Source organism: Alloprevotella sp. Lung230, from assembly GCF_014385435.1.
Classification (GTDB): Bacteria; Bacteroidota; Bacteroidia; order Bacteroidales; family Bacteroidaceae; genus Alloprevotella.
Window position 1 is genome coordinate 34,445 of the sequence record NZ_JACSUD010000008.1, and the last position, 21,479, is coordinate 55,923.

Sequence of the window (21,479 nt, forward strand, 5' to 3'; positions counted from 1 at the left end):
GCAGCGAGAGGAGGCGTTCAGCCCCTCGAATTATGCTTGCTGCTTGTGCTTCAAGACGAGGGCATCGATGACGGCAATGGCCACGATGTTGACAATGTCGCGGGGCGAAGCGTCGAAGTCGGTGAAGTGGATGGGCTTGTTCAGTCCCATCTGGATGGGGCCAATCACTTCGCCGTCGTCGGCCAGCGACTTGATCATCTTGTAGGACGAGTTGGCGGCAGAGAGATTGGGGAAGACGAGGGTGTTGACATCGAGCCCTTTGAGTCGGGTGAAGGGATATTTCTCATCGCGTGCTTCACGGTCGAGGGCAAAGTTCACCTGCATTTCGCCGTCGATGGCCAAGTCGGGGTGTTCGGCTTGAAGTTCGGCCACCACCTGCGCCATCTGGGCAGCGCTGCCTTCGCTGTCCGTGCCGAAGTTGGAGTAGCTGATCATGGCAATGGCAGGCGTGCGGTTGAAGAAGCGGGCCGCCGAAGCCGAAAGGAGGGCGATGTCGCGCAGGGCCTCTTTGGAGGGGTGGCGGTTGATGAGGGTGTCGGCCACGAAGAGGATGCCCTTCTTGGTGTTGACCACGTGCATGGTGCCGAAGTGGTGGTAGGGGGCGCGCACACCGATGACCTCTTTGGCCACCTTGATGGTGTTGGAGTATTTGGTGTAGATGCCGGTGATGAGGGCTTCGGCATCGCCCATTTCGACCATCATCATACCGAAGTAGTTGCGCTCGTACATCTTGTCGATGGCCTCTTGGAGGCTGTAGCCGTTGCGCTGCATGTGGTCGGCAAAGGCTTGCGCGTAGCGTTGTCGCTGCGCCACGTGTTGCGGTTCGCGCATGTCGATGATTTCACAGCCGTCGAGGTTGAGGTTGAGGTCGTCGGCCAGTTGGCGGATTTTGGCCACGTTGCCCAAGATGATGGGGTGGCAGATGCCCTCTTCCTTGGCGCGGATGGCGCCTTCGAGGACGTTGGGGTGAGTGCCTTCGGCAAAGACGACGCGGCGGGGATTGGTGCGGGCGGTGTCGATGAGGTTTTGGGCAAACTTCGTCTCCTGTCCCATGAGTTGGCGCAGTTGCTGGCGGTAGGCCTTCCAGTCGGTGATGGGCTTGCGCGCCACGCCACTCTCCATGGCAGCGCGGGCCACGGCCATCGACACTTCGGTGACGAGACGGGGGTCGACGGGTTTGGGGATGAAGTATTCCGGTCCGAAGGTGAAGTGGCGCACGTTGTAGGCACGATTGACGATGTCGGGCACGGGACGCTTGGCGAGGTCGGCAATGGCCTGCACGGCGGCAAGCTTCATTTCCTCGTTGATGGCGCTGGCGGCGGTGTCGAGCGCTCCGCGGAAGATGTAGGGGAAGCCGATGACGTTGTTGATTTGGTTGGGATAGTCGGTGCGGCCGGTGGACATGAGCACATCGGGGCGCGCTTCTTTGGCGGCCTCGTAGGTGATTTCAGGCACGGGATTGGCCAGGGCGAAGATGATGGGCTGGTCGGCCATGGAGCGCACCATGTCCTGCGAGAGGACGTTGCCTTTGGAAAGGCCGACGAAGACATCAGCTCCGTTGACGGCCTCGGCCAAGGTGGTGACATCGGTGCGGCTGGTGGCAAACTCGCGCTTCTGGGCGTTGAGGTCGGTGCGGTCGGCACGGATAACGCCTTTGGAGTCGAGCATCACGATGTTTTCCTTCTTCGCTCCGAAGGCACAATAGAGGCGTGTGCAACTGATGGCTGCTGCCCCGGCGCCGTTGATGACGATGCGCACCCGGCTGATGTCCTTGCCGGCCACGTCGAGGGCATTGATGAGCCCGGCGCACGAGATGATGGCCGTGCCGTGCTGGTCGTCGTGCATCACGGGGATGTCGAGTTCTTCTTTGAGTCGGCGCTCGATTTCGAAGCATTCGGGCGCCTTGATGTCTTCGAGGTTGATGCCTCCGAAGGTTGGGGCGATGGCCTTGACGGCTTGGATGAAGCGCTCGGGATCCTTCTCGTCCACTTCGATGTCGAAGGCGTCAACGCCGGCATAAATTTTGAACAGCAGGCTCTTGCCCTCCATCACGGGTTTGCCGCTCACGGCCCCGATGTCGCCGAGTCCGAGCACAGCAGTGCCGTTGGAGATGACAGCCACGAGGTTGCCCTTGTTGGTGTAGCGGTAGGCATCGTCGGGGTTCTTTTGGATTTCGAGGCAGGGTTCGGCCACTCCGGGGGAGTAGGCGAGCGAAAGGTCGGTCTGTGTGCTGTAAGGCTTGGTGGGAACGACTTCAATCTTTCCTGGTTTGCCTTGTGCGTGATAGGCCAAGGCAGCTTCTTTGGTCACTTTTACCATAGTTTCAGTGTTTGTTGCAGGATTGTGCTATATTATTGAGTGCAAAAGTACTATTTTTTGTGGAAAGCCTCTTATAAATAAGTGTGTCATTCCTCGAGAAGCCTTGCGAAATGTCAAAAAATACCGTGCACACTCAAAACCAAAGCGCCGATGAGCGTTTCCATTGCCGAGAATTTTGTAATTTTGCAGCAAAAGTACAACTATTATGCCGCAACTCACTCCACACGCTGTCGAAACGCGGCAGCGCATCATTCTGCAAGCCGTGCAAGCCTTTCGCGAAAAAGGGCTGCGAGACGTGCGCATGGACGACATTGCCCATGCTCTGAAAATCTCGAAGCGCACACTCTATCAGCTCTTCAGCGACAAGGAAGCGCTCGTCATTGCCACCATCGAACACGACCACGCCGAATTTGAAAAGTTTATGGAAGCGAAGACGCAAGAGACACAGAACGTGCTCGAACTCTTCTTCTGCATCATCGAATATCGCATGAAGAGCGTCAAAGACTGTTCGCCCTGCTTCTTCAGCGACCTCAACCGATATCCGCGCTTGGTCGAATGCCTCGATAGCAAACAAGCATTGGCCATCGAATCCAACCTCAAACTTTTGTTGCGCGGTGTGGAAGAGGGTTTGTTCCTGCCGATGTTTGACTACCGCTTTATATTGGAAACCATGCACACCCAGGTGCGCAATGTCCTCAACGACGAGCGTTTTGCCGACCAAACCTTCAACCACTGTTTTCTCTGCTTGGTCATCGTCACCTTGCGCGGTTGTGCCACACTACGCGGCATCGAACTCATCGACCGCTTCATGCAGGAACACGAACTCTGCTGATTTCGCCTCCCATGTCCTCTACCGAACAATACACCGTATTGGGCGAAAAGCCCGTGGGCGCCCTCCTGCTCCAATATGCCCTGCCGGCCATCATCGCCATGATGGCCTCGTCGCTCTACAACATTGTCGATGGCATCTTCATCGGGCAGGGTGTAGGTGCCGATGCCATCACCGGCCTTGCGCTCACCAATCCGCTCATGGCCATCTCGGCCGCCTTTGGTGCGATGGTGGGTGTGGGCGGCGCCACGCTGATGAGTGTGCGCCTCGGTCAGCAAGACTATGAGTCGGCGCGCAAAATCTTGGGCAACGTGGTGCTGCTCAACATCCTCTGCGGACTCCTCTTTCAGGTGGGTGTCTATCTCTTTCTCGACCCCATCTTGCGCTCCTTTGGTGCGAGCGATGCCACCTTGCCCTATGCGCGGGAGTTCATGCACATCATCCTTCTGGGCAACGTCTTCACCCATCTCTTCTATGGACTGAACGCCCAACTGCGCTCCACCAACCGCCCCCGACTGGCCATGTACTCCACCTTCGGCAGTGTCTTCATCAATGCCGCTTTCTGTGCCCTCTTCATCTTCGGCTTCGGCTGGGGCATTTCGGGCGCTGCCCTCGCCACGGTGCTGGCGCAGGTGTCGATGCTCTGCTGGCAAATCTATCTTTTTTCCAACAAGAAAGACCCCATTCATCTCTCGCTCGACATCCTCCGCCCTCACTGGCGCATCATGCGCGAGTCCATCCTCATCGGATTGCCGCAGTTTTTGGTCAATTCCTGCACAGCCTTGGTGGGCATCATCATCACTCGTTCCATGGCCGAATATGGTGGCGACACTGCCGTGGGTGCCTATGGCATCATCGCCCGTCTGCTCACGCTCATTGTCTTCATTGTGATTGGACTGAATCAAGGCATGCAACCCATTGCCGGCTACAACTTCGGTGCGCAGAAGATGGACCGCGTGGCGCGCGTGGTGCAGTACACCATCATCGCTGCCACCTGCGTCACCACACTGGGATTTGTCGTGAGCCAACTCTTTGCCACAACCTGCGTTTCGGCCTTTGCCAAGGACGCTCCGCAACTCGTGGAGCGCGCGGCCACGGGTTTGCGCATCGCGATGATTATGTTCCCCTTCGTCGGGATGCAGATTGTTTCCACCGCCTTTTTCCAAAGCATAGGTCAGCCCGGCAAGAGCATCTTCCTTTCGCTCACACGGCAAATGATTTTCCTCATCCCCTGCCTGCTGATCCTGCCCCACTTCTTTGACGACCCCGAACTGGGCGTGTGGTTCTCCATGCCCATTGCCGACTTGGTGGCGACGCTCCTTTCCGGTCTCTTGCTCTATCGCCAAATCCGCCAATTCAAGCGGAGCGCTGCGTAGCCTTTCTCCCTTCTCTCCAACCCTCAATCCTCACTTTTTGTATGGACAACACGCCTTTTGTCATCAACATTGGTCGCCAGCTGGGCAGCGGCGGTTCCGAGATTGCCAAACGCCTTGCCGAGCGCTTCGGCATTGCCTGCTACGACAAAGAAATTCTCTCCAAAGCGGCCGAAGAAAGCGGCTTGAGTCCCCACGTCTTTGAGCGGTCGGACGAGAAGAAAGGTTTCTTCCGCTCGGTCATCAGTGTGGTGCAGCCCTTCATCGGTGGTGGGGGCGACTTCTACAACAACCAACTGAGCGACGAAAATCTCTTCACCCTCCAAAGCCGCGTCATCCAGAAAGTGGCAGCCGACCGATCGTGCATCTTTGTGGGGCGCGTGGCCGACTACATCCTGCGCCATCATCCACGCCATGTAAACATCTTTGTGGCCGCCGACCTCGACGACCGCCTGCGCTGCATCATGGAGCGCTGTGGGGTGGACAAGAAGGCAGCGCGCGACATCATCGAAGACAGCGATGAGCAACGCTCCGACTACTACAATTTCTACTCCTCCGGCACGTGGGGCAGCGCCGACACCTACGACCTCTGCATCAACGTTTCGGCCCTCGGACTTGACGCCACGGTGCGCTTCATCTCTGCTTTTGTGGAAGAAAAACTCGGTATTCATTAGCCCGAATTTGTCCTTTCCCTGATTAAAACGTAATTTTGCACATTGAACTCAAAATCTTTTTCTTACGAATATGTCAGCAAGCAACGTTCGCGTGCGTTTCGCACCCTCGCCCACCGGCCCGCTCCACATCGGTGGGGTGCGCACAGCACTCTATAACTACCTCTTTGCCCGCCAGCACGGCGGCAAACTCATTTTCCGCATCGAAGACACCGACTCCAATCGCTTTGTCCCCGGTGCAGAGGAATACATCATCGAGTCCTTCCGCTGGCTCGGCATCGACTTTGACGAAGGCGTAACTTTCGGCGGCGACAAAGGCCCTTATCGCCAAAGCGAACGCCGTCACATCTACAAGAAATATGTCGACCAACTTCTGGCCGAAGGAAAAGCCTACATCGCTTTCGACACCCCCGAACAGCTCAACGAGAAGCGCGAACAAATCCCCAACTTCCAATACGACGCCACGACGCGCGGCATGATGACCAACTCCCTCACGCTCGATGCGGCCGAGGTGGAAGCCCGCATTGCCCGCGGCGAGCAGTATGTGGTGCGCTTCAAAATCGAACCCGGAGAGGACGTCCACGTCGACGACATCATCCGCGGCGATGTCGTCATCAATTCCTCCATCCTCGACGACAAAGTGCTCTACAAGAGTGCCGACCAACTCCCCACCTATCACTTGGCCAACATTGTGGACGACCACTTGATGGAAATCTCCCACGTCATCCGCGGCGAAGAATGGTTGCCCTCGGCTCCCCTCCACGTGCTCCTCTATCGCGCCTTCGGATGGGCCGACACAATGCCCCGATTTGCTCACCTGCCCCTCTTGCTCAAGCCTACCGGAAACGGCAAACTATCGAAGCGCGACGGCGACAAACTGGGCTTCCCGGTGTTCCCTCTCGAATGGCACGGCGAAGATGGCACCGTCAGCGCGGGCTATCGTGAAAGCGGCTATCTGCCACAGGCCGTGGTGAACTTCCTCGCCCTGCTGGGCTGGAATCCCGGCGACGACACCGAATTGCTCTCAATGGACGAACTCATCCAAAAGTTCGACCTGTCGAAATGCTCCAAAGCCGGTGCAAAGTTCGACTATGTGAAAGGTTGGTGGTTCAACCGCGAATACCTCCTCGCCACGCCGGCCTTGAAGTTGGCCCCCTCCTTCGTCGACCTCCTCGCACAGCACGGCATCACCACCACTGCCGAACGTGCGGCAGCCGTCATCGACATGATGAAGACGAAAAATGTGGAGTACGTCGACGCCCAAAGCGGACAGACCAAAAAGCGCAGCGTGAGCTTCATTGCCGACCTCTGGCCGCTCTGCGACTTCTGCTTCATCGCCCCCACGTCATTCGACCGCGAAGACAAGTTTGTCAAGAAAAACTGGAAAGACGACTCGGCCGCCGTGATGAGCGAAGTGGCCCGTCTGCTCGAAGGGCTCGACGACTTCGGCGTAGAAGCGCAAAAGGCCGTCATCGACCCTTGGTGCGAAGCCACCGGAGCCAAACCTTGGAACGCATGGCGTGTGGCGCTCGTGGGCGAAGGCAAAGGCCCCGACATGTATGAGTTGTCGGCCTTCTTGGGTAAAGAAGAAACGCTCCGCCGCATCCGCTTTGCCATCGACAACCTCTAATTCCCGACAACCCCTCTCCTCAGTCTATGTACAGTTTCGGCATTTATCTCTATGCCTTCATCGTGCGCCTGCTCGCCTGCTTCGGCCATCGGAAAGCCGGACTTATGGTGCGCGGCCAGCACGAGACGTGGCGCATCCTCCGCCACCAAATCCGCGAGGACGAACGCTACGTGTGGTTTCATGCCGCTTCGCTGGGCGAGTTTGAGCAAGGGCGGCCGCTCATGGAGCGCCTGCGCAGCGAGCAACCCGACTGCAAAATCCTGCTCACCTTCTTCTCCCCTTCGGGCTACGAAGTGCGCAAAAACTACGATGTGGCCGATGTGGTGTGCTACCTGCCTTTCGACACCCCCACGGCGGTACGTCGTTTCATCAAAGCAGCACAACCCGAAATGCTTGTGCTGATTAAGTACGAGTTCTGGCGCAACTACATCGATGTGCTCCACCGCCGCCACATCCCCATCTACAGCGTAAGCAGCATCTTCCGCTCCAACCAAGTGTTCTTCCGCTGGTACGGCCGCAACTACGCCCGTTGCCTGCGCCGCATCACCCACTTTTTCGTGCAAAACGAGGTTTCTCGCCGCCTCCTCGCCACCATCGGTGTGACAGACAACGTGACCATTGTGGGCGACACGCGTTTCGACCGCGTGCTCGACATCCACCGCGCTGCACGCCCCCTGCCGCTCGTCGAAGCCTTTGCCGCCAACCACTGCGTGCTGGTGGCAGGAAGCACCTGGGCGCCCGACGAGGACATCATCATCGACTATTTCAACCGCCATCCCGAACTGCGCCTTGTCATCGCCCCCCACGTGGTGAGCGAACAGCACCTTGCCGAAATCGAACAAAAGATGGAGCGCCCCGTGGTGCGCTACTCCCACACCACACCCGAGGAAGCCGCCCACTACGACTGCCTCATCATCGACAACTACGGACTGCTCTCCTCCATCTATCGCTACGCCCGCGTGGCCTACATCGGCGGCGGATTTGGCGTGAGCATCCACAACGTGCCCGAAGCGGCGGTCTACGGTGTGCCGGTGGTGTTCGGGCCGAACAACAAGAAGTTTCGCGAGGCCCAAGACCTTCTCTCCCTCGGCGGTGCGTTTGAAATCCATACGGCCGACGATTTCAACGCCCTCCTCGATGATTTCTCCGCCCATCCCGATCGCGTCGATGCTGCCGGCCATGCTGCCGGCACCTACATCCACGACAATGCCGGTGCCGGCGACATCATTTTCCGACACATTTGGGGCTGACCGCCCCCGCCCCTTTTTCAAAAGAAGCACCTCAGGGTGCTTCTTTTTTTGTAATAGAAGAAAAGGAAGGGTCTCGACCATATCCTTATCGACCATGCAACCGATATTCTCCCCCCGTTGGGGACGCACGGCTATGCACTCGTGTTCCGTAGGCGAGGAGGACGAAGGACGACCAACCTACGGAACACTTTTTGTATAGAGGCAGCGGTGCCGCATCGTTATCCCGGAGAATTTTCAACGTAATGAAAAAGAATTTTCAACGTGGTGAAAAAGAGTTTTCAACGTGGTGAAAAAGAATTTTCAACGTGGTGAAAACTCCACCGGCTCAGAAGAAAAAAACAACGCGAAGCCTTGTAGGCGAAAGTCCAGCCATCGCAGATTTGTTTTTTCCCTAAGAAGAATGCAAAAGAAAGGCACGGCATTTCTCTAAACACTCAAAAATGCGTACCTTTGCGCTATCATTCATCAAAATCCTTCCCCCATGATTTTCTTTTTCCGTACTCCTACGAAAAGCATCATTGCCACCGGTGTCGACCACGCACTCTCGAGCGATGAAGTTCAAAAACTCTGTTGGCTCTATGGCGAGGCCGAATTGTGCAGCGAGTCTGTGCTCAGCGGCTGGTTTGTCGGCCCGCGCCGCGAGATGATCACGCCGTGGAGCACCAATGCCGTGGAAATCACGCAAAACATGAACCTCACCGGCATCAGTCGCATTGAGGAATTCTTCCCCGTGGAATCTGCCGAGGCCGACCACGACCCGATGCTGCAACGTATGTACGACGGACTGGATCAAGACATCTTCACCATCCATCACGAACCGGCCAAAATCCAGACCGTAGAAAACTTGGAAGCCTACAACGAACAGGAAGGACTTGCCCTCTCTCCTGCCGAAATCGACTATCTCCACGGCGTGGAACGTCAGTTGGGACGTCCGCTGACCGACTCTGAAATTTTCGGGTTTGCCCAACTCAACTCCGAACACTGCCGGCACAAAATCTTCGGAGGTACTTTCATCATCGATGGCGAGGAGAAAGCATCAAGCCTCTTTGCCCTCATCAAGAAGACCACACAGGAAAATCCCCATCACATTCTTTCGGCCTACAAGGACAATGTAGCGTTTTCAGCAGGTCCTGTGGTAGAACAATTTGCTCCGAAAGAACACGCCACCAGCGATTACTTCGTGATTCGCGACATCGAAAGCGTCATTTCCCTCAAAGCCGAAACCCACAATTTCCCTACCACCGTCGAGCCTTTCAATGGAGCATCGACCGGTACGGGAGGTGAAATCCGCGACCGTATGGGGGGCGGTGTCGGAAGTTGGCCCATCGCCGGAACGGCAGTGTACATGACGGCCTATCCCCGCCTTGAAGGAGGCCGTCCTTGGGAAAACCAAATGCCGGCACGTGAATGGCTCTACCAAACACCCCGACAAATCCTCACCAAAGCCTCCAACGGTGCTTCCGACTTCGGCAACAAGTTCGGTCAGCCCCTCATCACAGGCTCCGTACTCACCTTCGAACATGAAGAAAATGGTGAGAAATATGCCTACGACAAAGTGATTATGCTGGCCGGCGGCGTGGGCTACGGCACAAAGCGCGACTGCTTGAAAGGCACACCTGAAAAAGGTAACAAAATCGTTGTGGTGGGTGGCGACAACTACCGCATCGGATTGGGCGGCGGTTCGGTGTCGAGTGTAGACACCGGTCGCTACGCTTCGGGCATTGAACTGAATGCCGTGCAGCGTGCCAACCCCGAAATGCAGAAACGTGCCAACAACTTGGTGCGCGCCCTCTGCGAAGAAGAAATCAATCCTGTGGTTTCCATCCACGACCACGGCAGTGCGGGACACGTCAACTGTCTTTCTGAGTTGGTCGAGGAGTGCGGCGGGGTCATCGACATGGCACAACTCCCCATCGGCGACACCACCCTCTCCGCCAAAGAAATCATTGCCAACGAGAGTCAGGAACGCATGGGCTTCCTCATCAAAGAGGAACACCTTGACCACGTGCGCCGCATTGCCGAGCGCGAACGTGCACCAATGTACGTAGTGGGCGAAACCACCGGCGATGCGCATTTTGCCTTTGAACAAGCCGACGGCGTGCGTCCTTTCGACCTTGATGTGGCACAGATGTTCGGACACTCTCCCAAGACGGTGATGGTGGACAAGACTGTCGAACGCCGCTATGCAGACGTAGACTATGATCCGGCACAACTCGACACTTACCTCGACCAAGTGCTGCAAATGGAAGCCGTGGCGTGTAAAGACTGGTTGACGAACAAAGTGGACCGCTCTGTCACGGGAAAAGTGGCGCACCAACAGACACAAGGTGCCTTGCAGCTTCCTCTCGCCGACTGCGGTATCGTGGCGCTCGACTACCGAGGACGCGCCGGTATCGCCACCGCCATCGGCCACGCCCCACAAGCCGGCCTTGCCGACCCTGCCGCAGGCTCTGTGCTCGCCGTGGCAGAGTCGCTCACCAACCTCGTTCTTGCTCCTCTCGCAGAGGGTCTGGACAGCGTGAGCCTTTCTGCCAACTGGATGTGGCCCTGCCGCTCACAGCAGGGTGAGGACGCGCGCCTCTATGCCGGAGTGGAAGCCCTCAGCGACTTCTGTTGCGCGCTCCAAATCAATGTTCCTACCGGCAAGGACTCCCTCTCGATGACCCAGCAATATCCTTCGGGCGAAAAAATCATCAGCCCGGGTACGGTTATCGTCAGCGCCGGTGGCGAAGTGAACGATGTGCGCAAGGTGGTGCGTCCTGTCATGGTGAATGATTCGGCCAGCACCCTCTACCACGTTGATTTCTCCTTCGACAGCCTTCGCTTGGGAGGTTCGGCCTTTGCTCAGAGTTTGGGTAAGGTGGGCAGCGACGTTCCCACGGTGAAAAATCCCGAATACTTCCGCGATGCCTTCAACAGCCTCCAGCAGTTGGTGCAAGAGGGTGTGTTTCTCGCCGGCCACGACATCAGCGCCGGTGGTCTCATCACAGCCGCTCTCGAAATGTGTTTTGCCAACGTCGAAGGCGGTTTGTCGTTGCAACTCGATGCCTTTGCCGACCATGACTTGGTGAAAGTTCTCTTTGCCGAAAATCCGGCTTTGCTCGTTCAGGTGAGCGATGCGCAGCGGGGTGCATTTGAGTCGCTGCTCACAGCTCAAGGCATTGCCTTTGCCCCCATCGGCCGCCCCTGTGCCGAACGCCGCATCTTTGTCGAAAAGGACGGCCAATCGCATACCTTCGACATCGACCGGTTGCGTGACGTTTGGTACAGCACTTCCCACCTCCTCGACACCAAACAGAGTTTCAACGGCAAGGCCGAAGAACGCTTTGAAAACTATAAGCAGCAGCCTCTCCACACCCATTTCCATCCCGCTTTCAACGGCAGTTTTGAAAGTCTTGGCATCAGCCCCGACCGCCGCACGCCGTCGGGTGTGAAAGCCGCCATCATCCGTGAGAAGGGTACCAATGGCGAACGTGAAATGGCTTATGCACTCTATCTCGCGGGATTTGACGTGAAAGATGTCACGATGACCGACCTCATCACCGGTCGCGAAACGCTCGACGACATCCACATGATTGTCTTCTGCGGCGGGTTCTCCAACAGCGATGTGCTGGGTTCGGCCAAAGGCTGGGCAGGTGCATTCCTCTACAACCCCGTGGCCAAAGCCACTCTCGACCGCTTCTACGCCCGTCGCGACACCCTCTCTTTGGGTGTGTGCAACGGCTGCCAATTGATGATCGAACTCGGTCTGATTCATCCCGACCATTCGCCCCGTCCTCACATGCTCCACAACGACAGCCACAAGTTTGAAAGCGGATTTGTGGGCGTGAAGGTACAGCCCAATCAAAGCGTGATGCTGGCTTCGCTCTCGGGCGATGAACTGGGCATTTGGGTGGCACACGGCGAAGGTAAATTCTCGCTTCCCCTTGCCGAAGATCAGTATAACGTGGTACTCAAATACAGTTACGAGGGTTATCCCGCCAATCCCAATGGTTCGGACTATGGCGTGGCCGGTATCGTCAGTGCCGACGGCCGCCATTTGGCCATGATGCCTCACTTGGAACGTGCCTTCCTTCCCTGGCAAACGCCTTACTATCCTGCCGACCGCCGCAACGACGACTGCACACCTTGGCTCGAAGCCTTTGTCAATGCCCGCCGTTGGGTGGAAAGCCATCAGCGTTAAGTCGCGGACTCGCCCCTCTCAATCACAACCAAAAGAACAGCCATATCTTAGCAGATGATGCTTTGATATGGCTGTTCTTTTTTTAGTTTGTAGAAAGGGCATTTCGTTTGTGAGATGTCCTCATGCTCTTAGGATAAGGCGGCTTACTTGACCATCACCTTGCGAGTGGTTCCGTCGGCCGACTTGACGATGTTCAAGCCCTTCTCCAAGTGTTGGAGACGGCGGCCGTCGATGGAGAAGTATTGCTCGGCAGCGTTCTTGTTGGTCGTAGCGTCGATGCCGGTGGTAGCAGGAAGTTGAGCCGTCATAGGTTCGCTTACATATTTCTTGTCACCTTCTTCGTAAACCATCACTACTGAAAGTTTCTTGATGGAAGTGTCGTAGAAGTGGAGGATGCGCTGGTCGTCTACAATCTTGATGTCGTCGTTCTTCTTGTCTTTATAGTTGAAAGGAATGTTGATCATATCCTGTTCCAAATAGAAGAACTTAGATTTTTCAAACTTGAAAGGCTCTGTATTTTCGTTGATATAGACATTGTAGTACATGTTATCAGGATTGAGGTAGTTGCCATCAACATCTACATTTTTTGCATAGAAAGCCAAAGTGATGGTGGTCGTCGTATAGTCGTAGCTTGGAGTGGACGAACAGTAGTGGAGTTTGGGAGTCGCGGGCTTTCCGGCCTTTTGCTGGTAGGGAGTCAGCACGATATTCTCAAGACTTTCGAGGTCGTCTTTGGGAAGATTGGCGGCACTACTCTTTCCCATGACAATTTTGAGGATTTTGTCGGTGGTCAGCACACCTGTGGCGGCATCGATGGTAAATTCGAGACGATCGGCCACGGTTTTGTCATCACTAAAAGCGGCAGCATAAGTGTGGTATTCCGACTTGTCGCTGGAATAGCTCATGAAATCCGTCTTGACGGTTGTGCCGAGGTATTGGTTAGTGAGCATCACAGCCTTATTGCCTTCTTTGGTGAGTTTCACCCAGATGTTGGCGAGTTTAGCACTTTTGAATACCCCCTTCAAGTAGATGTCCTCGCCACTAATGGCGGCATCGATGATTCGGGGTGAGGTACCCTCTTTAGAAGTGAGGGTGTATTGCTTCTTTTCAGCAGATTCGGGCGGTGTGATGAGGGGGGTGGTGAGCGTTTCGATGGTCAAACCCCAGTCGCCATAATTACCTTCCAACACATTATTATAGGTCAAAGCCAACATTTCGTTTTTTGTCCCGACACCCAGCATTTTGAGGGTTTTACCATCCCAAGAAAATTCCATGAAGTTTTTGTCGGAAGAAACAACTTCGTACTTGTCGCTGCCGTTGTTGATCATTCGGTTGAGCATCAAGATGCGCTCTGTGTTGGCCGACTCGTCGTCATCGTCGCCACCGTAATTGTCTTTGTCAATGGCCTGTGGCAAAACAGCCTTATAGTTGCCGTTGCTACCCTTCTCGAGTTTCAACCACGACTTGCTGTTGAGTCCTGAAAGAGGATTGTAGACATAGATATTACCGTCCTTGCCTTCCACAATTTTGGAAACCAATCCTTCGTACTTACCGGGTTCTTTGCCAATCCATCCCTTCTTGACCCAAGAGTCGCTGGAACGATACATGTTGTCGATGAGTTTTCCTTCGGGAGTGGTCGTCAGCTGTGCGGAAGCCGTAAGACTCATTGCCAAAGCACAAAGAGAGAGTAAAGTTTTTTTCATAATCTGAAATGTTAGATGAAATAAATGATGTTTGATTAGAAATCATATCCGAGACCAATGGTGCAATAGTTGCTGCCTTGGTCGGTCGTTTTCAACAGGTAGCCTGCGTTCAGGCGGAAGCCGTGGCATTGGATGCCTGCCCCCATCGTAAAGTGGCTGAGCTGGTGGTCGCCATATTCGTAGCCGGCACGGAGGGCTACGCTCTTATTATAGGTGTATTCGAGTCCGCCGCCCAACATGAATACTTTAGAATCTGAGGGTTGGAAGAAGTAGCGGGTGGACAAGGCTGTCCCGACTTGGTGACGGTCGGCCACATCAACTGACAAAGCACCGCCCACAGCCACATGCGTGGGCATTGAAGCCTTGCTGCCGTTTCCGTAGTCGAGACGAGGCCCTATGGTACCCACTTTGGCATCAAGCACGAGGTGGGCCGGCTTGTCGGCAATGGACACCGCGCGGTTCTGATAGGAAGCCCCGAGCGTGAAGGCACCACCGGTGGCATTCTTGGAAAGGTGACTGAAAATGACGCTTCCGATGGCATAGGCCGCAAAACCTTTACCCATCTGATAGGCGTAGCCCAAGTCGATGGTCCAGTCGTAGGGGAGATAGTCTTTGGTGGGATTGCCAAGCAAGTCAAATCCTTTCAACTTCAATCCGCCGGCATAGCGGAAACCGGCAAATGCAGCATGGCGCGCGGCCAAGCGGTAGCCCACAGTAGCGGTGTAGAGGCCGAAGGTGCCGTCAATGCCTGTTTCTTTGGCATAGAGGGAGGCAGCAACATCGCTCGTCAGTTTCTTGTCTGTGGTCAAGAAAGCAGAAGGGTTGTTGTAGAGGTACAGGCCTTCGGCCGCTGCCGAGGCGTTGCCCATAGCCGCAGTCCGTGCATCGGGATTTGCCGTGAAGATGGAGAGGTTCTGCCCTTGGGCATCAACCTGCACAGCACCTAAAAGTACTGCACCGGCGATAAGGAGGATATGTTTTAGGTTCATTTTTTTGGCCATTATCGTTTGATGAACATCTGGGTGTGCTTGCCCTTATTGGTATGTACCGTAAGTTTGTAAGTTCCCGGAGACAATTTAGAAAGGTTGAGCGTGGCTACATGATTTTTGTCGGGCGTTGCAGTAGCAGTCATCACGCGCTCGCCTACGGTGGAAGTAATCAAGAACTCAGCCTGCTGCACTTCGGGATTGAGCAAAGCGTTGATGTCTCTCTTCACCGGAATGGGATAGACGGCATAAACCGGAGCCGACTTCTTTTCGACCACACGGACTTGGAAAGAACCGTCGGAGGCCGTCTGTCGGCCATCTGAGGCAGAGACGTTGATGCGGGTGATGCCCTTGGCGAGGGGTTTCAGTTGCAGATGGTCATTGCTGACGGCGACCGTGGCAATGCTACTGTTGGTGGCTTGTGCCTTATAAGTCAGCGTGCTGCGACCACTATGCGCATAGTGTCCCTGCAAAGGCAGCGTCACCACACCCTCATCCAAGCCGATGATATAGTCGTCGAAGGGCTTCTCCAGGCGAGGTGGGAGATAGGGGAGAATCTTAAAGGTGAACGCCTTCTCCACACTTGCCCCCAAATCGTCGGAGATCACAAACGTACAGGTGTAAGTGCCGGCTGCCAGCACCGGCACAAGGCGCACGGTCACGGTGTTGCCCTTCACGGTGTAAGACACTCCTTTGGTCTCGCCGACGGCCTTGACGTCCCAGTTGTGTCCATCGGCATCGGCCACTTGGAAAGTGAAGGTTTTGTTGTCGTCCTCGCTCACTTCCATCACGCCTTCGGGGAAGTCAGTGGCCTCGGGAGCGTGGTTGAGTTTGGTCGTGCATTTCTGAATGGCCGGGACGGAAAGATGTCCCCAACGGTCTACGGCAACCACGGCAACACTATATATATGGTTGTCTTTGAGCCCTTCAAAAGTATATTTCAGCGTTTCGCCCAAACGATGGCCCATACCGTTGATTTCGGTGTAGTTCATGTTTTGGAGCTGGTCGGCCGTGAGTTCGTTGGAACTGATGTAGAGGCGATAGAAAGCCGCGGTCTGGTCCTCGTCCTTCGCAATGTTCCATTCGGCAGTGATGTCCACAAAGTCGGGGGTGAGAGTGAGGGCTCCCACCTTTTCGGGCGCAATTTTAGTGTCGGTCTCAAAAGCCGCCTCAGCATCGATGTAGCCTCTTCCTAACTTGGCTTTGTAGGTCGGATTTTGTTCGTCGATGTTGTAAGGCCGATAGGCAGTAATCAGACGCGATTTCAACTCTTCGTTAGTGAAGCCCTGCCGCCCGAAGTAGGAAGCGATAAGGGCCGCAATGCCCGAAACGTGGGGACAAGCCATTGACGTTCCTTGCATGAAGGCATAGCCCGAAGCGACTTTGCTCTTCGGCACAGTGCTCAACACACCGGCTTCCGTCCCGAAGCGGTCTTGGTCGCCACCCGGGGCCATGATGGTCAGCCACTTGCCATAGTTGCTGTAACTGGCCTTGGTGAAATCCCAAGCCATGGCCGACACCGATACCGTGGGCGCATAGCAAGCCGGATAGGCCGAAAACTCTTTGTTTTCATTGCCGGCAGCAAAGATGACCACACCGCCTTTCATCGGAGAGTCTGCACGTTGCTGTCCCGTGGCATCACAGCCCGCCATCTTGATGAAATAGTCGATGGATTCTTTGAGCAATTGGGGCATTTCCGTGACACCGGATGTAGAAGAATATCCCCAAGAGTTCTGGCAGATGACGGCTCCATTGTCGGCGGCATATTTGATGGCAGCGGCGGCATCTCCTTGTTCGGTCTTCTTTCGGAAGATTTGGCAACTCATCAGGCGCACACCGCTATCAGCCGTGCCGTTGCCACCGGCCACACCGGCCACACCCTTTCCGTTGTTGTTGCGTGCACCGACCGTGCCGGCCACGTGGGTGCCGTGTCCTTCATCATCGGGCTCGATTTTGCCCCCGACCACGTCTTTGGCTTCCACAAAGTTATAGCCATAGACATCGTCGACAAATCCGTTGCCGTCGTCATCGACATTGGGCTGTCCGTTCTTTTCCTTTTCGTTGATGTAGAGATTGTCCACCAAGTCTTCGTGGGTCGTGTCAATACCGCCATCGACAATGGCCACAATGACCGACTTCTTGCCGGTAGTGTACTTCTCCCACACGGGTTTGACGTTGCAGTCGGCTCCTTTGACGGCACGTGCATTGACCGAGCCGTCATTATAATAGTGCCACTGCTTGGCCAAAAGAGGGTCGTCAAAACCGCCGGGAGCCGCCTTTCGGGGTGCACTGCTTGTCGTCGCATCGGCATAGGACTTTACCATCGTTGCGGGGCGCACCATGGGGAGGACGCGCTCTGCACACTCTACGCCCTTCACCTTGTTGAACTGTTGCAACACCGTTGCCACATCTTTACTCTCGTCGAAATAGAGGGTGTACCAGCGGTCGAGACCTTCGGCCACCGTTCGGGCTTCATAGATGCCTGCGGGCTTGAAGACTCTTTCCATCTTGTAGGCCGAAGCATATTGCAGGGCCGAGGCCATGGCCGATGGCACACTCTGCATCTCTACGTTGCCGCTGCGGGTGGTGGATATCGTTTGCTGAGCGCTCGCTGCGAGCTTCAGATGAATGCAGCCTTTCACGGCAAAAATATCCTTGTCAAGGCTCACGGAGCGTGTGTTGGCGTGAGTGGCTTCCATCTCCAAGTTGTCTTGACACGATGTTGCGAGCATCAGACCGGAGAGGACACACGCCGATAGGTATATGGTTGTTTTTCTCATGGTTGTTTATTTCAACGTGATTGGCTGGGATTGTGTTTCTTCAGCAGGCGTTCCACCTTTGCCATCCTTTCCTGCTTACTTCCTTCAAACACAGAGGGCTTGTAAAGTACGCTCATCTGCATGACCGGCTGTCCGTTGTTGACATCGGAAAACTTACCGCCGGAAATGGCCAAAGTCAGAAAATCAGAGCGCCGAGCATAGACATGGTGCTGTCCACTATAACCGACAAACTCAAAGTTGTGGGAAGTGAGGAGTCGGTCAAACTCACGAGTGATGGACCATTCTCTGCCGTGTTGCCATATCCCTAAATTCGGGCGGCTAAAACTCATACTATATTGTTCGACACTTCCCAGCATGCCTTGAGGGGCAGGCTTCTCTCCACCACGTGTGTAGAAGTAGTAAGTGCGCGCCACCAACGTTGGGTCGGTCGTTTTGTAAACGATGGCTTCGATTTCCCGGTTTTTGGAAATCTGCCGTTGCGTCTCTTCACTGTTTTGCAGTTTTTCGTAGGATTCAACAGCGGCTATCTTCTGGTCGGCTTTGTTCAGGAGTTCCAACGGACCCAAATCGAGACTTTTGAACGTTTCATAGTCGCGGTCCTGCACGTGCATCTGATTGAAGAACAAGACAACACTGTTGTTGTTTTCCAAGATGTCGACGTCCATGGTGAAAAGTTCTTTCTCATTGACATAGTGATTGGGGTCTTTCTCGTCCCGTACATAGCCGTTGGCTTTCAGAAAATCTTGGAAAGCCGGCGACTTTACTGCATCAACCCCTTCCTTAACGAGCGAACGTGTATAGATGCGGGTAGGCGTGAAGTGCTGCGTATCATGAACATAAACAACGTCTTTGAACAAGGGCGAAGGTGTTTTGAAGAAATAGCTCTCTTCATATATTCCGTTTGTTGTGTCCGGAGCACCATATTCTTTAAGTAGGCTGCCTCGGCGATGCTCAAAATCCATCATCTTATGAAGACTGAAAGGGTTGCCCGGATTGCAAGCCAAGATGAAGGTGGAGATGCCCGGCTGCTTGACCACGATATTGTGGGTCTTGCCGCCCAAGGAGAGGGTGAGGCTCAAGTTTCTTTCCGCCACACTATGATTGGGCTTGGCCATTAACTTCAAGCCATGCTTTTTCTTGACCACTTGCAACCATTCGGGCTGCTGATACTCCAAGAGTTCGTAGGCACTGCTTTCGACATTGACATCTACGGTCGTCGTGCCGCCTGCTTGGGGCAAAACCACTTCCCCACGAGCAAGATCCAACGCAAGGTCGGCAGCACTCTGCTTGACCACAACCTTCCGAACGGCCAGCCCAGCATCTACAAGGATATAGCTGTTTCTTTCCAAACCGGTCTTGTTGGCATCGACCTGCACGGAGATTTCGTTGCCACTTTGGCGGAGGTGAATCCACGCCTTAGGGGTCGTGGCTATCCATTCTTTGCTGTTGGTGCTCACCGTCAGGGTTTGCTCACCGAGTTGGTTGGAAAAGGAGATTTCCTGTGCAGAGACCGTCAACTGCGGTTGTTCAAACACGTCGTTGTCGGCACATCCCGCCACGATAGCCAAAACCATAGTCGTCAGGGAGAGTCGCAACCACTGATATAATTTTATGATAGACATATCGGATAAAGAATTAAGTAAAGGTACAATCACTTGACTACAATTTCAAAGCCTTCTTGGCGGCCAAGAAGTTTTTGACCATCCGATTTTGAGCCTCTACGGCTTTACGGCCTGCACCCGACACAGAAGCATCATAGTTGTAGAGCAAAGCGAGAACCGGCACATTGTTGTCCACGACGCAGGTCACCGCAATGACCAAGTGGTCGCGCTCACGCACAAAGAAGTGATTGTTGCCCGAAGAGCGGAGGAAAGAGAAACCTTCTTCTCCCAATTTCTTGGCAATCTCTTGCGTGTAGAGCCATTTGTTTCCATACTTCCACACGCCGAGGCCCGTGTCTTTGAAAAGTAGTGCGCCAATCTGCACACTTCCCAACTTGGCAGGAGCTTTCCCATCCTTGTCAGTGGTATAGAAGATGTGGATGCGTCCGTAAGCCGCTTCGGCATCGGAAGTCTTTTTCAGCGTATACTGGATTTGCGACACCTCCGTGTTCTTCGTCTCGTTCATGGTGCGCTCTTCTTCTTGGCTTCCTGCCTGCTTCTCGTAGTCCTCCACTTGCGCCAACTTCACCTTGTCAGATTGCAGGAGTTCGAGCGGATAGTAAGGGATTTTGTCGAAAGTCTTGTAGGTGCCCACCTGCTTGACAATGGGTGTGAAAGTCAGGTTGACGCCCTCATTGTTGGCCTTTTCGGAGATGTAGATTTTCAGCGACAGCAGTTCCTTTTCGTTGCGGTATTCCTTGTTCGATTCAGAATTGCTGCGCACATAGCCGTTGTCGGTGAGAAATTTCTCAAACGCCTTGTCCTTGACAGCGGCAATGGCTTTGTTGCCGTCGCCGATGGTGATGATTTGCGAAGGGGTGATGCCGTCGGGACTGCAATACTGCATCAGCGTGAATATAGGAGAAGCTGTAATGAAAGTATACGTTTCCTCAATACTATAAGCCGGCATGGCCGACTGATATTCGCGTAGGTAACTGCCACGTCCAAGTTCAAATTCCATGATTTTGTGCACATCCTGCGGTGCACCGGGATTGATGGGGAGAAGATAGCGTTGGATGCCCGACTGCGACACGACAATCTCACGCGTCACGTTGCCACTCTTGGCATAGAGTTTCACTTCGCGCTTTTGGTAGGTGTCGTTGCGTTCGGCCACTAATTTCACCTCTTCTTCCGAGGGGATGACTTTGAGCCAGTCGACCTCTTCGCTCGGGGTCACGGTATAAGCCGATGAATTGGTGGTGATGTCCACCGTCTTTTCGCCTCCCATCTGCGGGAGATAGATTTCGCCCGGGATGACGTCCAGCGTCACGTCTGCCGCACTCTGCTTGACTTCGATTTTTCCAGCAGCCCCATTGGCATTGACGAGGACATAGCTTGTGCGCTCCGTTCCCTTCTTGTTTTCTCCCACCTTCACTTTGAGCAGGTTGCCTTCTTGCACGAGCGAGAGCCATTCGCCTTCTTGGGGAGAGGATGCCACCCAACTGCTTTGGTTGGTGGTGACGCTGATGTTTCTTTCGCTGACGCCTTTGTCAAACGTCACTTGATTTTCCGAAAGCACCAACGTAGGCAACTCAAATTCGTCTTCCTTTGCACAAGAGGAGAGGCAAAGCAGGATTCCCCCTAAAAGAAGGGAGAAAAAGGTCTTTTGTAGATACATACTTTTGAAAGTTGTTTTATAAATTGATATTGGTCTGATTTTTTTGTGGAATGCTTTTTTCTGATATTCAAAATCCGACAGCTTTTTTTTCCGATAGGCGTCCCCTTCGGGGGCGTTCTCTGCAGTATTGGGCTTTCCGTAGGTTCGTCGGGCTGTGCCCTCCTCGCCTACGGTTAATAAAAGACACCCCCTTCGGGGGCAACCCTGCGGCATCGGGATTACTCTCCTCCCCTGCGGTGTAGAGGTCGTACCTGTCGCTACTTCCGTCCCCGAAGAGGTCTTCTCTCAATAGCCGTAAGTGAGGAGGACGAAGGGCGACGAGCCTACGGGACACAAGTGCACAGCGGAGCATCCTTGAAAGGGGCGAATATCGCAGGACGGTTGTCACGTAATGAACCGCGGGGCAGTCCCCGAAGGGGGCTTCTCTCAATAACCGTAGGTGAGGAGGACGAAAGGCGACGAACCTACGGAACACA

Annotated in this window: 12 protein-coding genes; 6 read left to right on the forward strand and 6 right to left on the reverse strand. The window is 54.6% G+C overall.

Annotation, left to right across the window (positions count from 1 at the left end):
- Positions 1-30: 30 nt before the first annotated feature.
- The gene (locus H8527_RS05930) at positions 31-2,319 is read right to left on the reverse strand and encodes an NADP-dependent malic enzyme (RefSeq protein ID WP_187546474.1); all 2,289 of its coding nucleotides are present in this window, start codon (positions 2,317-2,319) and stop codon (positions 31-33) included.
- Between the two features lie 205 nt (positions 2,320-2,524).
- On the opposite strand from H8527_RS05930, the gene H8527_RS05935 reads away from it, so the two are divergent.
- The 6 genes from H8527_RS05935 (at position 2,525) to purL (ending at position 12,255) form a co-directional block, all read left to right on the forward strand.
- Complete coding sequence (locus H8527_RS05935; RefSeq protein WP_187546476.1) at positions 2,525-3,151, forward strand: TetR/AcrR family transcriptional regulator; 627 nt, start codon at positions 2,525-2,527, stop codon at positions 3,149-3,151.
- 11 nt (positions 3,152-3,162) lie between these two features.
- Complete coding sequence (locus H8527_RS05940) at positions 3,163-4,524, forward strand: MATE family efflux transporter (RefSeq protein ID WP_187546478.1); 1,362 nt, start codon at positions 3,163-3,165, stop codon at positions 4,522-4,524.
- Between the two features lie 41 nt (positions 4,525-4,565).
- Entirely contained in the window at positions 4,566-5,195 is a 630-nt protein-coding gene (locus tag H8527_RS05945; RefSeq protein WP_187546480.1) for an AAA family ATPase, read from the forward strand.
- Between the two features lie 70 nt (positions 5,196-5,265).
- Positions 5,266-6,822: a glutamate--tRNA ligase gene (gene gltX / locus H8527_RS05950; RefSeq protein ID WP_187546482.1), complete on the forward strand. Its 1,557-nt coding sequence runs from the start codon at positions 5,266-5,268 to the stop codon at positions 6,820-6,822.
- Positions 6,823-6,848: 26 nt separating this feature from the next.
- On the forward strand, positions 6,849-8,072 hold the full coding sequence (locus tag H8527_RS05955) for a 3-deoxy-D-manno-octulosonic acid transferase (RefSeq protein ID WP_187546484.1): 1,224 nt from the start codon (positions 6,849-6,851) through the stop codon (positions 8,070-8,072).
- Positions 8,073-8,553: 481 nt separating this feature from the next.
- Positions 8,554-12,255, forward strand: coding sequence for a phosphoribosylformylglycinamidine synthase (gene purL, locus H8527_RS05960; RefSeq protein WP_187546485.1), 3,702 nt, complete (start codon positions 8,554-8,556; stop codon positions 12,253-12,255).
- 143 nt (positions 12,256-12,398) lie between these two features.
- Here the strand turns inward: purL and H8527_RS05965 are convergent, their stop codons facing one another.
- Genes H8527_RS05965 through H8527_RS05985 form a run of 5 tightly spaced genes read right to left on the reverse strand, consistent with a single transcriptional unit; the run spans position 12,399 to position 21,003 of the window.
- A complete protein-coding gene (locus H8527_RS05965) occupies positions 12,399-13,958 on the reverse strand; it encodes a hypothetical protein (protein ID WP_187546487.1) in 1,560 nt (519 codons plus the stop codon).
- A gap of 35 nt (positions 13,959-13,993) precedes the next feature.
- Positions 13,994-14,947, reverse strand: a complete 954-nt coding sequence (locus H8527_RS05970; protein ID WP_187546488.1) for a PorV/PorQ family protein — start codon at positions 14,945-14,947, stop codon at positions 13,994-13,996.
- A gap of 11 nt (positions 14,948-14,958) precedes the next feature.
- Positions 14,959-17,724 (reverse strand): S8 family serine peptidase, encoded by a 2,766-nt coding sequence (locus H8527_RS05975; RefSeq protein ID WP_187546489.1) that lies wholly within the window; start codon positions 17,722-17,724, stop codon positions 14,959-14,961.
- A gap of 11 nt (positions 17,725-17,735) precedes the next feature.
- Positions 17,736-19,346 (reverse strand): BACON domain-containing protein, encoded by a 1,611-nt coding sequence (locus tag H8527_RS05980; RefSeq protein WP_187546490.1) that lies wholly within the window; start codon positions 19,344-19,346, stop codon positions 17,736-17,738.
- Positions 19,347-19,383: 37 nt separating this feature from the next.
- Positions 19,384-21,003 (reverse strand): BACON domain-containing protein, encoded by a 1,620-nt coding sequence (locus H8527_RS05985; RefSeq protein WP_187546491.1) that lies wholly within the window; start codon positions 21,001-21,003, stop codon positions 19,384-19,386.
- Positions 21,004-21,479 lie beyond the last annotated feature (476 nt).

Excerpts from the sequence above, each read along its gene's own strand:
- H8527_RS05930 (WP_187546474.1), bottom strand. The coding sequence starts at position 2,319 with ATGGTAAAAGTGACCAAAGAAGCTGCCTTGGCCTATCACGCACAAGGC.
- H8527_RS05935 (WP_187546476.1), top strand. The coding sequence starts at position 2,525 with ATGCCGCAACTCACTCCACACGCTGTCGAAACGCGGCAGCGCATCATT.
- H8527_RS05940 (WP_187546478.1), top strand. The coding sequence starts at position 3,163 with ATGTCCTCTACCGAACAATACACCGTATTGGGCGAAAAGCCCGTGGGC.
- H8527_RS05945 (WP_187546480.1), top strand. The coding sequence starts at position 4,566 with ATGGACAACACGCCTTTTGTCATCAACATTGGTCGCCAGCTGGGCAGC.
- gltX (WP_187546482.1), top strand. The coding sequence starts at position 5,266 with ATGTCAGCAAGCAACGTTCGCGTGCGTTTCGCACCCTCGCCCACCGGC.
- H8527_RS05955 (WP_187546484.1), top strand. The coding sequence starts at position 6,849 with ATGTACAGTTTCGGCATTTATCTCTATGCCTTCATCGTGCGCCTGCTC.
- purL (WP_187546485.1), top strand. The coding sequence starts at position 8,554 with ATGATTTTCTTTTTCCGTACTCCTACGAAAAGCATCATTGCCACCGGT.
- H8527_RS05965 (WP_187546487.1), bottom strand. The coding sequence starts at position 13,958 with ATGAAAAAAACTTTACTCTCTCTTTGTGCTTTGGCAATGAGTCTTACG.
- H8527_RS05970 (WP_187546488.1), bottom strand. The coding sequence starts at position 14,947 with ATGAACCTAAAACATATCCTCCTTATCGCCGGTGCAGTACTTTTAGGT.
- H8527_RS05975 (WP_187546489.1), bottom strand. The coding sequence starts at position 17,724 with ATGAGAAAAACAACCATATACCTATCGGCGTGTGTCCTCTCCGGTCTG.
- H8527_RS05980 (WP_187546490.1), bottom strand. The coding sequence starts at position 19,346 with ATGTCTATCATAAAATTATATCAGTGGTTGCGACTCTCCCTGACGACT.
- H8527_RS05985 (WP_187546491.1), bottom strand. The coding sequence starts at position 21,003 with ATGTATCTACAAAAGACCTTTTTCTCCCTTCTTTTAGGGGGAATCCTG.